This window comes from Moorena sp. SIO4A1 (assembly GCF_010672065.1).
In the GTDB taxonomy this organism is placed as follows: Bacteria; Cyanobacteriota; Cyanobacteriia; order Cyanobacteriales; family Coleofasciculaceae; genus Moorena.
Genome location: NZ_JAAHHX010000026.1, coordinates 78,732 through 93,067, shown reverse-complemented (window position 1 = coordinate 93,067; position 14,336 = coordinate 78,732). Strand labels below are relative to the sequence as shown.

The 14,336-nt window shown below is 45.1% G+C and carries 12 protein-coding genes; 3 read left to right on the top strand and 9 right to left on the bottom strand.

The features are described 5' to 3' along the window. Positions 1-51: 51 nt before the first annotated feature. Both F6K53_RS18645 and F6K53_RS18640 read right to left on the bottom strand, forming a co-directional pair. Positions 52-1,560, bottom strand: coding sequence for a thymidylate synthase (locus F6K53_RS18645; RefSeq protein ID WP_293028959.1), 1,509 nt, complete (start codon positions 1,558-1,560; stop codon positions 52-54). 98 nt (positions 1,561-1,658) lie between these two features. Beyond that, positions 1,659-3,446: an FAD-dependent oxidoreductase gene (locus F6K53_RS18640; RefSeq protein ID WP_293067075.1), complete on the bottom strand. Its 1,788-nt coding sequence runs from the start codon at positions 3,444-3,446 to the stop codon at positions 1,659-1,661. A gap of 148 nt (positions 3,447-3,594) precedes the next feature. Between F6K53_RS18640 and F6K53_RS18635 the strand changes: the two genes are divergently transcribed. Continuing rightward, complete coding sequence (locus F6K53_RS18635) at positions 3,595-3,840, top strand: hypothetical protein (protein ID WP_293067078.1); 246 nt, start codon at positions 3,595-3,597, stop codon at positions 3,838-3,840. 134 nt (positions 3,841-3,974) lie between these two features. Here the strand turns inward: F6K53_RS18635 and cobD are convergent, their stop codons facing one another. From cobD to F6K53_RS18600, 7 genes are all read right to left on the bottom strand, one after another. Next, positions 3,975-5,111, bottom strand: coding sequence for a threonine-phosphate decarboxylase CobD (cobD, locus tag F6K53_RS18630; protein ID WP_293067081.1), 1,137 nt, complete (start codon positions 5,109-5,111; stop codon positions 3,975-3,977). 26 nt (positions 5,112-5,137) lie between these two features. Then, positions 5,138-5,422 (bottom strand): HU family DNA-binding protein, encoded by a 285-nt coding sequence (locus tag F6K53_RS18625; protein ID WP_287251158.1) that lies wholly within the window; start codon positions 5,420-5,422, stop codon positions 5,138-5,140. Positions 5,423-5,941: 519 nt separating this feature from the next. Continuing rightward, positions 5,942-8,374, bottom strand: a complete 2,433-nt coding sequence (locus F6K53_RS18620) for an AMIN domain-containing protein (protein ID WP_293067085.1) — start codon at positions 8,372-8,374, stop codon at positions 5,942-5,944. 267 nt (positions 8,375-8,641) lie between these two features. After that, positions 8,642-9,400 (bottom strand): GspMb/PilO family protein, encoded by a 759-nt coding sequence (locus F6K53_RS18615; protein WP_293067088.1) that lies wholly within the window; start codon positions 9,398-9,400, stop codon positions 8,642-8,644. Further along, positions 9,397-10,197 carry a PilN domain-containing protein gene (locus F6K53_RS18610; RefSeq protein WP_293067091.1) on the bottom strand — a complete coding sequence of 267 codons (801 nt, stop codon included), beginning with the start codon at positions 10,195-10,197 and terminating at the stop codon, positions 9,397-9,399. The genes F6K53_RS18615 and F6K53_RS18610 overlap by 4 nt, the downstream gene beginning before the upstream one ends. 4 nt (positions 10,198-10,201) lie before the next feature. After that, on the bottom strand, positions 10,202-11,305 hold the full coding sequence (gene pilM / locus F6K53_RS18605) for a type IV pilus assembly protein PilM (RefSeq protein ID WP_293027649.1): 1,104 nt from the start codon (positions 11,303-11,305) through the stop codon (positions 10,202-10,204). A gap of 265 nt (positions 11,306-11,570) precedes the next feature. After that, positions 11,571-12,863 (bottom strand): folylpolyglutamate synthase/dihydrofolate synthase family protein, encoded by a 1,293-nt coding sequence (locus tag F6K53_RS18600; protein WP_293067094.1) that lies wholly within the window; start codon positions 12,861-12,863, stop codon positions 11,571-11,573. 68 nt (positions 12,864-12,931) lie between these two features. Between F6K53_RS18600 and bchM the strand changes: the two genes are divergently transcribed. After that, a complete protein-coding gene (gene bchM, locus F6K53_RS18595; protein ID WP_293067096.1) occupies positions 12,932-13,618 on the top strand; it encodes a magnesium protoporphyrin IX methyltransferase in 687 nt (228 codons plus the stop codon). A 170-nt stretch (positions 13,619-13,788) separates the two neighbouring features. Beyond that, complete coding sequence (locus F6K53_RS18590; RefSeq protein WP_293067098.1) at positions 13,789-14,190, top strand: hypothetical protein; 402 nt, start codon at positions 13,789-13,791, stop codon at positions 14,188-14,190. The last annotated feature ends 146 nt before the right edge of the window (positions 14,191-14,336 follow it).

Below are 14,336 nucleotides of genomic sequence, written 5' to 3'. Positions count from 1 at the left end.
CTCCCTAATTCTTAATACCCAGGATTTTGTATATCATAAGTATTAAAAATGCTATAATTGGTGATAATTTTTATCTTCTTTTATAGCTATCATAGCTTTTTCTAATTCTATTCCTAAATAGACCGCATGACTAGGTTGTATTGAAGGATTATCACTACAAATTTTTCTAGATAAACTCATGGCATTTTTACCAGAATACGTAGCAATTACTTCCCCGCTACCAGGGGTTGTATGCTTCACTATAATATCAGTATTTTCCGTTTCAATCAAGAAATTACCAATGGGATCAGCATACTGTTTCTGTTCTGAATTGATAATTTGTTGATAGTGATTTTGAATAATCCGATTAGCATAGTCATAACAATCATCATAAATATGAGCACTTTGACTAACGGTAATCAGCGGTCCCATTTTTAATTGAATACCCCCGCGCTTAGCAATTTGGTCTTTAATATACTGCTGTAGGGCTCTGAGTCCAAAGGCATTAGCTGGCCAAGCGCTAAACATATCATTACTTCTCAATGTGGCGGTTAGGGACAATTCATTATCCACAACTCTCAGCCAGATGTGATTCAGACAAGGACTGCCCCCTTTCTCATGGTCTTTGACATCCCATAGGGACATCACTGCACTGGCTGCATCGATTTCACCAATGAGTTTGGTGATGACTTGCTCGATTTGGTCACGTTTGAACCAAGAACGTAGACGTTGACCATAAGTATATTTCACTCCTTCTACTACGGGTGCGTCGTCCAGGATTTGATGAATGTATTCTTGGATAAAGTCGCGATCGCATGGTAAATAATTGGGCTGAGGAAAGTAAAATTCAGGAGGTTCTGCCGTTACTACTGCCATTAAATCAATTAGCTCTTGCCAATATCCGTCATAACCCGTGGGCCGAATTGTGCCGGTAGTTTTAATGCGATGAATTATTTTAACCCAAGTTTCAGCTATCGTTCGTCCTTCAATGCGATGTCCGTAGCGCGGTCCTGGTTTTAGGGGGGCACAGCCAGATGCCCCGACATCATTGGCCATAGGAAATTCCAACGATTTTCCCCAGGGCTCTTGAGTTTTGGAGCCATAAGACTTAACCAGACTAACGGCTTGGGTAATCGAATCAGCCTCTGCCACAGAAAGTTCCCTTCTGAGTTGTTCTAGGATGACTAAGGGAATCTCCATGTCAATATAACCTTTGATAGAGGAGCGAATCACCCAGCAGTGACGACCAGTATCACTAGTTCCTTCTTCAACCCCATGGCGGAAAAAGTCCAGCAAGCAAGTTCCACTGCCAGCATTGCGGTCTTCCTTCGTAGCGTTGAGAATCACTAAGTAGCGGACATGGGGATTAGCGAGGAGATTACGAATGAGCAGGCTAATTCCCCGGGTGGGACTGTATAACTGTCCGACCACAGCAAACTCAGAAGGGTTTAACTTTTTTGCGATCGCTTCTTTGATCGTCCAACCAGTAATTACCGCCGTTTGACCTGTACCGTAAATTAGTTGGTTAGGCTTGTGCAGGGGTTTGTACTGGAATTGACTTGGTTTGGTGATTGCTGTCATTTTAATGCAGAAGTTGAAGCTTGAATGTTGACTGTTAAATTTTAAATGTTAACTGTTAAATGTTTAAGGTTTAAGCGTGAAGTAATGGTAATCAACATTCATTTTGACCAACTACGGCGTAGGTTAAAGAAACCTTCCAGAAAGTTTTTTAAGGTCTGATTACGACTAATTCGTTGGTGCTGCCACTGTATTGCTGTTTTCTTAAAAATCTCTGACAAGGTGGGATAGGGATAATAGACATTTGCCAACATACCCAATTTAATTTTCTGCTGAATCGCTAGGGTAATTTCCCCGATTAATTCTGTTGCGTGTGATCCAACTATGGTTGCTCCTAAAATTGTCCCATTGCGCTGCACTACCAGTTTCATATACCCAGTGGTTTGCCCCAGGAGCTGAGCCTGATCTAACTCTTTGAAATATTCTCGAATCACCCACACATTCTTGCCATAGCGCTTTCTAGCTTCTACTTCTGTAAGACCTACCCGTGCTAATTGGGGTTCAGTTAAGATTGTCCAGGGAATCCCGTGATAATCCACCTTAAAGCAGGGGAAAAACAATGCATTCTTCACGGCAATGCTGGCTTGATACTGGGCAATATGGGCACAGGGATAACCACCAGCCATCTTGCCACAGCTATAGATGCGGGGATTAGTCGTTTGTAGCTTCTGATTGACCTGAAGACCCTGCTGAGTGTACTTTATCCCAACCCCTTCTAGATTTAAGGATTCCACATTGGGTTGCTCACCCGTAGCCAGTAAAATGGCATCAGCTTCAATGGCCTTATTACCAGCCTGAACCCAGGTTTTCCCGTCAATCTCTCTGACCTGATCAACTGGACTATCCGTCAGAACTCGAATTCCCTCAGCTTCTAACTGAGCTTGTATGAGCCTAGATGCTTCTAGGTCTTCCTGGAACAAAATACGAGTAGTACTGACCACCAACGTTACCTCACAACCGAGTCTAGCTAAGGTCTGAGCTAGTTCTGGAGCAATAGGCTCATCCCCAATCACTACCCAGCTTTTGGGTAGTGAAGGTTGGGAGGTTGAAGGTTGGGAGGTTGAAGGTTGGGAGGTTGAAGGTTGGGAGGTTGTTCGCGTAGCGTGGCCTTTTGGCCAAGGTTGTTCGCGTAGCGTGGCCTTTTGGCCAAGGTGATCGGGTTGCTGGTTTTCAGGTTGCTGGTTTTCAGGTTGCTGATTATCGGGTTGCTGGTTTTTAGGTTGCTGGTTTTCATTTCCAACCTTCAACTCCCCTTCAACCTTGAACCTTCCAACCTTCAACTCCCCTTCAACCTTGAACCTTCCAACTTTCAACTCCCCTTCAACCTTCAACCTTCCAACCTTCAACACTTTGTGCCAGATATCCTTTGGTGTGAAATAGTCTATGGTCTGTAACCCTTTGATATCGGGAATAGCTGGGCGAGAGCCAGTAGCGATCAGATAGGCACGAGACCGCAAACGTCGGTTGTTGACTACAAAACCGAGGTGAGGCAGTCGGCAAAATTCCCCCTCACCAGTGATTAGATCAATCCCTAAAGTAGCTAAAATAGCTGAAGAATTCTGTTCTGAGCAGTTGGCAACCACTAGATTAGCCCATTCCATCACCTCAGTTAGTGGTAGGGATGGAAACCCGGTCTGTGACATGTCGGGTTCGGTTAAATCATCTATTTGAGGATAAATACCCAATTGAGCAGCGTCACGCATCTGCTCAAGCTTACGCCCCATTTCACTTAATACTCTGGTGTAGATCGCCCCCTGTCCTAGCCAGCTAGTGTGTCCTGGCTGAGGGTCTACCAGAGCCACACGAGCCTTTAAACCAGCAGCCGCAACAGCAGCATACACAGCAGCAGGAGTGCCACCAATGATAATTAGGTCATAGTCAACGGTCATTCGTGCAACAGTTACAGGTTTCAGGTTGAAAGTTACAGGTTAGCAGGTTAGAAGGTTTCAGGTTGAAAGTTACAGGTTAGCAGGTTATAGGTTTCAGATTGAAAGTTACAGGTTTCCGGTTGAAAGTTACAGGTTTCAGGCTCTAACCTTGGGCTTTTGGCCACGCTACGGGAACAACCATCTAACTAACCTATCCCACAACAGACGCCTACGGCCAGCAACCTTCAACCTTGGCCAAAAGGCCACGCTACGCGAACAACCTTCAACCTTGGCCAAAAGGCCACGCTACGCGAACAACCTTCAACCTTGGCCAAAAGGCCACGCTACGCGAACAACCTTCAACCTTCTAACCTTCAACCTTCAACCTTCTAACCTTCAACCTTCAACCTTCTAACCTTCAACCTTGGCCAAAAGGCCACGCTACGCGAACAACCTTGGCCAAAAGGCCACGCTACGCGAACAACCTTGGCCAAAAGGCCACGCTACGCGAACAACCTTCAACCTTCTAACCTTCTAACCTTCTAACCTTCAACTTATCAAGATAGCGTCTAAAGCTGTTAGTAAGCGTTGGTTATCTGCCTGTGTACGTACAGCGACCCGGAAAAAGCGATCGCTTAATTCCGGGAAGCTTAGGCAATCTCTGATCAAAATCCGATGGTGTTGGAGTAGTTGTGCTTGGATCTGTGAAGTGGATTTTTGAGAGTGTACTAGCAAGAAGTTAGCTGCACTGGGGTAAGGTTGAAGACCAGGTAACTTAGCCAGTCCCTGAAACAGTTGCTTACGCGCTGGTGCTAGCCAATCCCAGGTTTGCTGTTGAAATGCTCTATCCTGAACCACTGCCGCTGCCGCTGCCGCTGCTAAGGTATTGATTGGCCAAGGGTCCCGCCACTGCTGCCAACGTTGAAGTCGCTCAGGGTGGGCGATGCAATAACCGAGTCTGAGTCCAGGAAGACTGTAAAACTTGGTAAGCGATCGCAAAATTACCAAGTTTGGATAATCCCCAATTAAAGGAATCAGGCTTTGCTCCTGGTCAGGAGGCAGGAAATCCATAAAAGCTTCATCCACAACCACCAAAGCAAATTGCTTCAGATAAGGCTCAATTGCTTCTGAGGTAAACAATTGACCTGTGGGATTGTGGGGGGTATTCAGCAGCAAACCCTTTCGAGTCCCCTCTTGTGGGAGTAAGGAAGTAAGGGAGTCAGGGAGTAAAGGGATGAAAGAATCAATCTCCCGGCCCATCTCCCTATCTCCCCATCTCTGACTAGGTGTCGAGAGTTCCCTCATCAGGGGGCACTCCCTAATTCTTGCTCCAAATGCCTTCAGTCCCCGTTGGTAGTCCCTAAATGCTGGAGTAATGATCAAGGTCTGATCTAGTTCTGATAGCTCGCGACAAGCCCAAGTTAATAATTCCGCTGAGCCATTACCTGGAAGAATCCAGTCTGGGGTCAGGGTTGGATGCAGTTGCGTCAAACACTGCCGCAGTTCAGCGTAATTGGGGTCAGGATAAGCTACCAGGTTATCTAGCCCAGACTCAATCGCTGCGATCGCACTTTTAGGGGGACCAAGAGGATTGATGCTGGCAGAAAAATCAAGAATTAAGGAAGGAGGACAGTTAGCCCGTGCTGCTGCCCAGGCTAAATTTCCCCCGTGACTTGGTCGTTTCAAGGACAAGTTTCTGAGTGAATCAGCGATTACTCCTTCGGTGGTGCAACTCTCTCTTTAAAGACCTTACCAGCAGAAAAGGCTGGAACCTTAGTTGCCGGAATTTCCATCTTTTCACCGGTTTTGGGATTGCGGCCCTCACGAGCCTTACGCTCCCGGGATTCAAAGGAACCAAAGCCCACTAAGGTGACTTTATCACCCTCAGACACTGCTTCCATAATCGTTTCTATCGTAGCCGTTAGTACTGCATCCGCTTGTTTTTTGGTTACAGTAGCTCTTTCCGCCACTTTATCAACTAATTCACCCTTATTCATTCAAATCTCCTTGTTTTTCAGATCATCCAACCAGGGTTTTCAACAAAAAAATCGCTGCAACACTCGCAGCTTCAAGGTTTCACTGCATTATTCTAATGTTTGCAATGCCGATATGGATCGTTGAATGCTTTAATTTATATAGATTTCAGAATTTTGTCCCAAAATGCTCCCCTAAATTTATTCCTTAGGGAATAGACAATCATAATTTTTTATGATCTTTGATTGTTAATTATATATAACTAATTATTTTACGGTAAGCCCCCCGCTCTAGGCGTGCTTGGTAGGTCTGCTATGGATAAGCATGGATAAGCATTGTTGAGAGCCCTTTTTAGGTATTGACAATGACCATTATATTAAGTTATAATTTCTGTTTATCAAAAATCAACCAAACCAACTCAATAAAATTAATTCAACACGTAAAAGTCTCAAAACGTAACTACTCCCACCACTAAAGTAGGCGGGAGCTGTCAAACCGGAAGTGTTAAGGCACTTTTAGCTGAACTTTACCTTGATTTCCCCTTAGTTACCTGGAGACTGAAACCCTCCCCGGTTTAACATTTGACGGGCATCCCGTCCAGGAGTGTAGCTGTAACCATACCCACCATTGCGGTCTGTGTCATCCATAATTTGAGGGGTCACCAGGATAATCACTTCAGTACGCTGATTCTGCTTATCGGTGCTTCTGAACAGAGCACCAAGTAAGGGAATATCACCCAAAATTGGCACCTTCGATACCGTTGTGCGGTCAGTGTCCTGAATAATGCCAGATAGAATTAACGTCTGACCATCCCGCAGACGAACTAGTCCAGAGCTGAGTTCTCGGCGACTGAGGAATGTGATGGTGTTTTGTGCATTATCACTGTTAAAATCTTGAGTTCCGGAGGGGGCTGTGATCGACGGAGCTGTAGATAAGGTGATAAAACCATTGTCGTCAATTCTCTCAACATTGACCGTTAGCACTAAACCAGCCTCTTCAATAACCGGGGTGATGGTTCTAGTGGTAGCACCACCGTCTGTGTCTATATCTGTCCTCACACTGGTCAGTACTTCCTGAACCAACCGGACACTAGCTTCCTGCCCTTCTTGGATGACTAGAGTTGGGTCGGTCAGAATCTTGGCGTTGTTGCTGGTAATCTGAGCCTGCAATGTTAATAAAAACTTATCAGGGAACTCAAATAGAGAAGGAAGCGCAAACCCGAAATCAACTCCATCATCTTGAACATCCACCTCCGCCAAACCTGGCTGGAATGGATTATTATTTCGACCAAAGCCAGGACGTGCAAAGACGGCTGGAGTACCAGCGCTTTCATTGAAACCCTCAATTAGGTTATCAAAGGGAGCATTTTGTCTCTCTAGGAATATATCACCATCTCCCTCTGGGTCGGAGAATTGAAATTCGGTAACAGTAGGAATCTGACTATCAACCACAGTGTTTCTACTGGGGGGATTAACCCTACCGAAATTAACTGCTGCGGCTCCGCCATCACTGACTACAAAGGTATCATTAATCCCAAAGGAGAAACTGGCATTATAGGCATCCGTTCCAGCCAGGTTAACATCGATAATCTTGACATTTACCGCCACTTGACGGCGACGAGCATCCAACTGTTTGAGTAAAGAGGTTGCAATTTCAATTTGCCTGGGCTCACCCACCAGAGATATGGAATTAAGTCGGTCATCCGTAGATACTGCTAATCCCCTCAGCAACAGTGCCCCTTGGCTACCGTCTTCCTGCTCACTGGTAATTGCTCGAATTTCTGGGGGTCGTTCGATTTGTCGCACCACTCGTTGGGTTTCAGGATCGATGATTTCTTCCGTCTCGATTACTACCTGTTGCACTTCTGCTCCCTGAGTGGCTAGGAAAGTAGCAGCCCCTTGGACACTGGCTTGATTGAGCCGTAGAGTACGACTAATTAGATTACGAGCCGCTTGAGGGAGTTTTGCCCCAACAAAAATTGTGCTTCCCCGACGGTTAGCCTGAAGACCAGACAGCTGGAGAATATAGTTGAAAGCATCTTGAACCGGTTCGTTTTCTAAATCAATAGAAATGGTGAACTGTGCTGCACCGGAGTCTTCATCTGACTCAGCAAAGGCCAGATTGAGTCCAGCAGAACGAGCTAACAGAGACAACACTTCTCGAATCGGTGCTTCTCGTAATACTAAACGAGGCACTAGAGTTGCTGTGCCGAGATCTATAGTGCTAGCAGCAGCATTAATATTGGAAACAGCAATATCCCCCACTGGTGGTGCTACTGCTCTAGGTAAGAAGGGGGGCGCTGGCGCAATTGGTTGCACCGCATTAGCTGGAGCTGCCGGTATCCCATCAATAATAATTTCTGGCTCAGGTACCAGCACATCTGGCTCAGGAGCGACTATTTCTGGAGGTTCAGGAGTTTCTGAGGGGTTAGCCTCTGGCTCTGGTTCTGGTTCCGAAAGTTCCGCTGGTTTCTCCATCTGTTCCGTTTCAGCATTAGTTCCTCTATTAGGAACTTGAGCCAGCTTCATCACCGATGAGTCTTGGATAGATACTATCCCCTGATTCTCAGTAGTGGTGTCAATGCCTAAGGTAATTCCCTGGGCATCCCTTTGGATCAGTGAACTAATGGGGAGTTTGTCAGTGCCTCGAATCGTCACCCTGACCCGGTTGTCATCCAGTTCCCTTACCGCAACGGCACTAATATTGGGTAGGGGGTTTGTCTTACGGAAGTTAGTCCCTTGGGGCAAACTCAGCTGGGTATTAACCAGATCAGCTACCAAGACATTGCCTTGGTTGACAGCAAAAATCTGTGGAGGCTCATTACCCCCTTTTGTCTCAAGTTTAAGTTCCAGTTCACTCCCTTGCTGGTTGAACCGTATGGCACTAACTTGGCTTGCTGCTACTACAGGCTGTGTTGCCCATAAAGCCACTGCTGTAGCCGCGACCACTCCACCACATACTTGAATCTGTCTCACGGTTGATTAAATCTCCTGACTCAAATCACAGAAATTATGTCATATTAAGGGCTATTGACAGTTTACTATTGACGATTGACCGTTGAGACGTCAAAGAGAAAACACTAAACACTCAACAAACAAGAACAACAATAACTATCTCAGCTCCATAAAACAGTAGGTTATCCCAATTTCCAGCAACTTGGCTACCGCTTAATTTCCCCATCTTGCCATCTCCCCATCATTAAATTGATAGCAATAATATAGCAAGACTAAAGGAACTTAGGATTATTTCTTCTTACCTGACTTGTTCTTACCATCCTTTTCCTCAGCTTTTTCTTCTTCCTCCTTATCCAAATCTCTAGCAGGCATAAGAGCTTCCAGGGTTAAGCTAGTTTTAAGCTTAGGTTGAGGACCAGGAACTACTCTACCTTGCTGTAGCACTAGTGTTTGCGGTTCACTGATTTGAGCTTCTAGGTCTTTGATCAGCAACATCGCTTGTAGCCGCTCAAAGCTGCGCATAATTGACTGGACTTGTTGGAAGCTACCCTCAATTTCCACATTGACGGTTCTCCGTTTTAATTTGCCATCAACTAGGGTTCCTAAAGAGCCATCATTAACTATATTGATTCCCTCGGAATCTGGTTCATATTTAAGCAAAGTGCCTCTAGTATTCTTAACAAAGGTATTGAGATCAAGCAATAAGGTATCCATACTTTTTTCTGTGGAAAACTGACTCAATACCCGGCGGTTTTGCTGTTTAGCTTGCTTGAGTTCCTCCTCTTTCTCTTTAATTTTTTTCTGGAGTACTTCGGGATTTTGGAGGTCATTTTGCTTGGTTGATAAATCATTTTTTAAAGTCTGATACTCCTGCCAAGCCGGTAACATCAGGTTCATCGCTAGATAGAAAGCAGCTGCCAGACCAAGAATAGCAAAGGTAATCCCAGAAACTTGGGGAGTAAAGGTAATGCCGAAGGCAGTAGGATACTCAGGATCTTCCTCCTGACCTTCAACACTCATAAAGTCGTCATCAGTAGCATAGGTCATTGTTGAATCACTCCTTGGGATTGAAGGTTTCTAATCCGAGTCACTAATCCTACTGCTCCTTTACGGTCTAACTCTTTTAAGAGTTCAGAAGCGGGGATATCACTCAGTTGAGTTTTAATAGTATATTCTACGACTTTAGGCAGGGTATATTTGACCTGAGTTACTAATTCTTTTTGACTCTCAGGAATTTCTAATTTGGTGGGATTATTGACTAACTGAGCTTTGAGCAGTTGAGTGTCATTTTTCTCGAAAAAGGAAGAATTCTGTAGGGTCAGCAAAAAGTAATTCACATCATCAAAGGTTCGAGCTGTACCGGAAATATCCAGCTCGATTTTAGGTCGTGAGTTAGCGCTAGACTCATCCTTAGAAGTATTTTTGTCAGTGACTTGCTGTTGCTCGATGTCTTTAATTTGGACTCCGGGGGGAGTGCGCTCACGAATGTCCTGTAACATTGCTGACCAAGGCTTAATTTGATTAAAGACACTGGCAAGAGCATTAGTTTCGTCGTTTACCAGCTTGAGTTCCTTGTTTAGCTTACTAATTCGTTGCTTTTGCGCCCCCAAGGCTGCCAGTTTCTTGTCAACATCAGCAATTTCTTCTTTCAAGCGGGCGTTTTGATGTTGGAGAACTACCCAAAAGCCTCCCACCAATCCAGGTAGGATTAGACCCACTGCAGCTCCAATCAGTAGAGGGGTCATTTCCCCTAGAGCCATCCCTTGTCTACCGCCGACCTCCTGAACAGACTTGATCTCCTCAGGATTTCGGTCTTTTAAAAAATTAATATCAAGACTATACATAGTGTTATACCTCTCGTAATCCTAATCCAAGCACAGTTCCTAAGCTCGGTCGTTGCACCATCGGAATATCTTTCTCCACTTCTAGGGAAAGAGCCGCCACGGGATCCACCTGAATCGTAGGCAAGCTTAACCGTTGGGTAAAAAATTCATCAAGTTGTCCGATACCACCCCCAGGACCAGCTAGTAGGAGTTGGGCTACTTCTAGATTGTCCATCTGATTGAGGTAAAAATCGATAGAGCGCCTTAGTTCATCGGCAATTTCTCCCAAGACTTGGATCAGAGCCACCATCCCTGGATTTACCCCGGTCGAGCCGGTGCGAATGCCATCAACTGGGGTACTGGGAATAGTCATCCCCTGGAGGAGTTCGGTATTTCTAGAGGCTGGTAAATTCATCGCCCGTGATAAAGCGCTCTGAAGTTGGTAGGTACCAATGGGAACAGTACGGGAAAACTGCGGTACACCATCTACAATTATCGCAATTTCAGTACTATCAAATTCAAGATCTACCAGAACGGCTGCCTCTTGGGAAGGAAATTGACGCAGTTGTTCTCGGATAGTCCGAATCAGGGCAAAGCTATTAATTTCGAGTACATCTACTTGTAACCCTACCTGCTCAAAGGTATCGAGATAGCTATCGGTGATTTCCTTACGAGTAGCCACCAGCAGGACTTGTACCTTTTCGATTCCATCTTCATCCACGAAGAAGCCCAGTTTCTGATAATCCAAATCCACTTCTTCCCGGGGATAGGGCAAATATAAGCCAGCTTCATGGTTGAGTACCATATCCCGGAGCTCGTTATCATCTAGCTCAGCAGGAATGGGAATAATCCGGATTACTGCTTCCCGCATTGGTAAAGCAGTAGCAACCCGCTCCACTTTGACTTGACTCTCCTGTAGGGCTTCTCGAATCAGTTCCGCTAAACCAGGGGAATCAACAATCTGTCCTCCTTCCCAGATTCCTTCTGGAACCTCATGAGCATATAGGGTGGTAGCTTTGAGGCTCTGACCTTGCCGCTGCAATTGAGCAATATGAATTCGTTCTGGGGCTAATTCTATACCAACACCTTGCTTGCGCCGGGAAAATAAATTTTTCAAACGGTTAACCATATCTAGCAAAGGGAGTAGGGAGTAGGGAGTAGGGAGTAGGGAGTAGGGAGTAGGGAGTAGGAAACTTGGGCTCAAAAATTTTCACAATTGATTTAGGTACCCTATCTGAGTTAGGTAGATGGGGAATTCAGGGAAATTTTTGTATAACCCAGGGTCATGGAAATCAACATTAGGGTGCTATTTATGGTACCCAATCTATCTCACAATCATGACAATTTTTTGATTAATCGTGAAATTGATTATTGTAGCCATTAGCCATTACCCATTACCCATTACCTCCAACAAAAGCTTGTGTTCGCAAAAAGTGACCAACTAGGTACAGAGAGCCACAAAGGACAGTAATCCTCTCGTCAGCTTCGGCTTTGTTAAAAATAGCACGGAGTCCTGTCACTAACTCTGGATAAGTAGCACAATCGGCTAAGGTTGGACAAATTTGTTGCGCGAGAGTAGCCAAGTAGTCTAGCTCAGCTGAACTATGGTCAGGTACTGGCACTAGAGATAATCGATCCCCTGGTCTGAGCAAGGCATTAAAAATACCAGCATGATCTTTGGTTGAGAGTATACCCATTACCCAGTTGACGGATTTACCTAGGGTATCAACATATTGTCTCAACGCCTGAGCAGAGGCTTGATTATGGGCTCCATCAATCAGTAAATGGTGATTCTCCCAGCTAGTCCACTGCAAACGTCCCAGCCAAGTGGTTTTGGCCATCCCCAATGCGATCGCATCTTCTGGAATCTCCCAACCCTGCTGTTGCAGAACTTGTACCGTTGCGATCGCAATCGCGGAATTAACCAACTGCACCTCCCCCAACAAGGGCAAACTATAGCTGACCCCCCCATACTCCACCCATCTGAGATGCTTTCCGGTGCTTGGGGTCTTACCCTCTGGCAACTCCACTGCCGAGTCTACCCACACCACTGGACATCCCAACTGATTCACCCTTGATTCAACCACTGCCCTAGCTTCATGCGGGAGGGGACCAATGACCGCAGGACACCCAGGCTTTAGGATTCCAGCCTTTTCCTTGGCAATATCAGCCAAGGTCGGCCCAAGGCGCTGCCAATGTTCCCAACTCAGGGATGTGATAATACTAACCAAAACGCGATCGCATACATTCGTGGCATCCAGCCGTCCTCCCAATCCCACTTCTATTACAGCCACATCCACCTGCTGCTGAGCAAAATACAACCAAGCAGCAGCAGTAGTCACTTCAAATAGGGTTGGTGGATCGGAACAGTTTTTTGGAATTGCTGCGATAACTTGCTCCAAAATTGTGCCTAGGGTATGGGTGGAGATGGGTTCTTGGTTAAGGCAAATCCGTTCTGTCCAATCCACCAGGTGAGGAGAAGTATAACGTCCGACTCGGTAGCCAGCTTTGGTGAGTATAGAAGACAGGTAGGCACAAACTGAGCCTTTACCATTAGTTCCAGCCACGTGAATGATTGGAAACTTCTGGTGGGGGTTACCTAAGCGCGATAGAAGTTGCTGTATGCGTTCTAAGCCAAGCTCAACGCCAAAGTATTTAAAGGATTGGAGAAGGTCGTCAATATCCATGGGATGATTTTTGATGAACCGTAAATACGGGAAAGACACCAAGCTCAGGAGAGTTTTTGTTATTAAATATGAATACAGTTAATGATAAGGCGATTGTTAAGGATTATTTTAATGCCACTGGTTTTGACCGTTGGCGGCGGATTTATGGTGATGGCGAGGTTAACCGGGTACAGCAAGATATCCGGATTGGTCATCAGCAGACTGTGGATAAAGTGATCAGTTGGCTGGAGGCTGATGGAAATTTGTCAAGTTTGTCGATTTGTGATGCTGGCTGTGGTGTTGGGAGTCTAAGTATTCCACTCGCAAAATCTAGCGCTATAGTTTTTGCGAGTGATATTTCTCACAAAATGGTAGAAGAAGCCCAGGTAAGGGCAAAGGAGAGTTTAGGGAATAGTGACAATCTCTCGTTTATGGTCAAGGATTTGGAAGGGTTAGGTGGTAGCTACCACACCGTAATTTGTCTAGATGTTTTGATTCATTATCCCCAGGATAAAGCGGCTGAAATGATAACTCACTTAGCCTCTTTGGCCGAGTCTCGTTTAATTCTTAGCTTTGCGCCGAAAACGTTGCTTCTTACTGCACTTAAAAAGATTGGTGAGTTTTTTCCAGGACCAAGTAAAACCACTCGTGCCTATCAGCATCGAGAAGCAGATATTGTTACTATTTTAGAAAATAATGGGTTTTCAATTCAGCGACAAGAAATGACTAGCACTAGCTTTTACTATTCTCGCTTATTGGAGGCTATTCGTAAGTAAAAAAAATAAGCAGTCAGCGGTCAGCCGTCAGCGGTCAGTTTAAAAATAAACCTGATAGCTGATTAGCTGATAGCACCTCAAGTAGCGTTGCCAAAGGCCTTTAGCTTACACCTAATCGAAATTGTCTGGTCATGGTAATAAACCATCTTTGTTAAAAGTTTGCTATTATAATGAAACGGTTTAAAAAACTATCTGCTGGCTTAGTGCTTACCTTGGGTATTCTATTATTGACGGTACCTGTGGTAGTTTCAAATCGAAGGGAAGCAACATCACAGGATAAAGTTGATGCGCTGGGAAGTTTGATAGTAGGTATCCCAGCTACCTTTTGGGGAGTATGGTTAGCATGGGGAATGTATCGACAAGAGCAAAAAGAAGTCCTCGAACACCTTCAGTATACATTTTATAGCTTGATTGAAGACGAAAATGGTAGAATTTCAGTATTGAAATTAGCAATGACAGCCAAACTTCCTATAGCTGTAGCTCAAGACTATCTCGATCAAAAAGCTAGAGAGTATGATGCTACCTTTGAGGTTACTGAAGAAGGGAGAATCTTTTATAATTTTACACTTTAGGATTTAGGACTAATAAAATTGATGACTCGGATTTTTTTAGCGATCGCATCAATCTTAGGAGCATTATCAGTAGTAGCTGGAGCCTTTGCTAGCCACGCTTTGAAAGAAAAACTGACCGTTCGCGTAGCGTGCGCGTAGCGCTAACG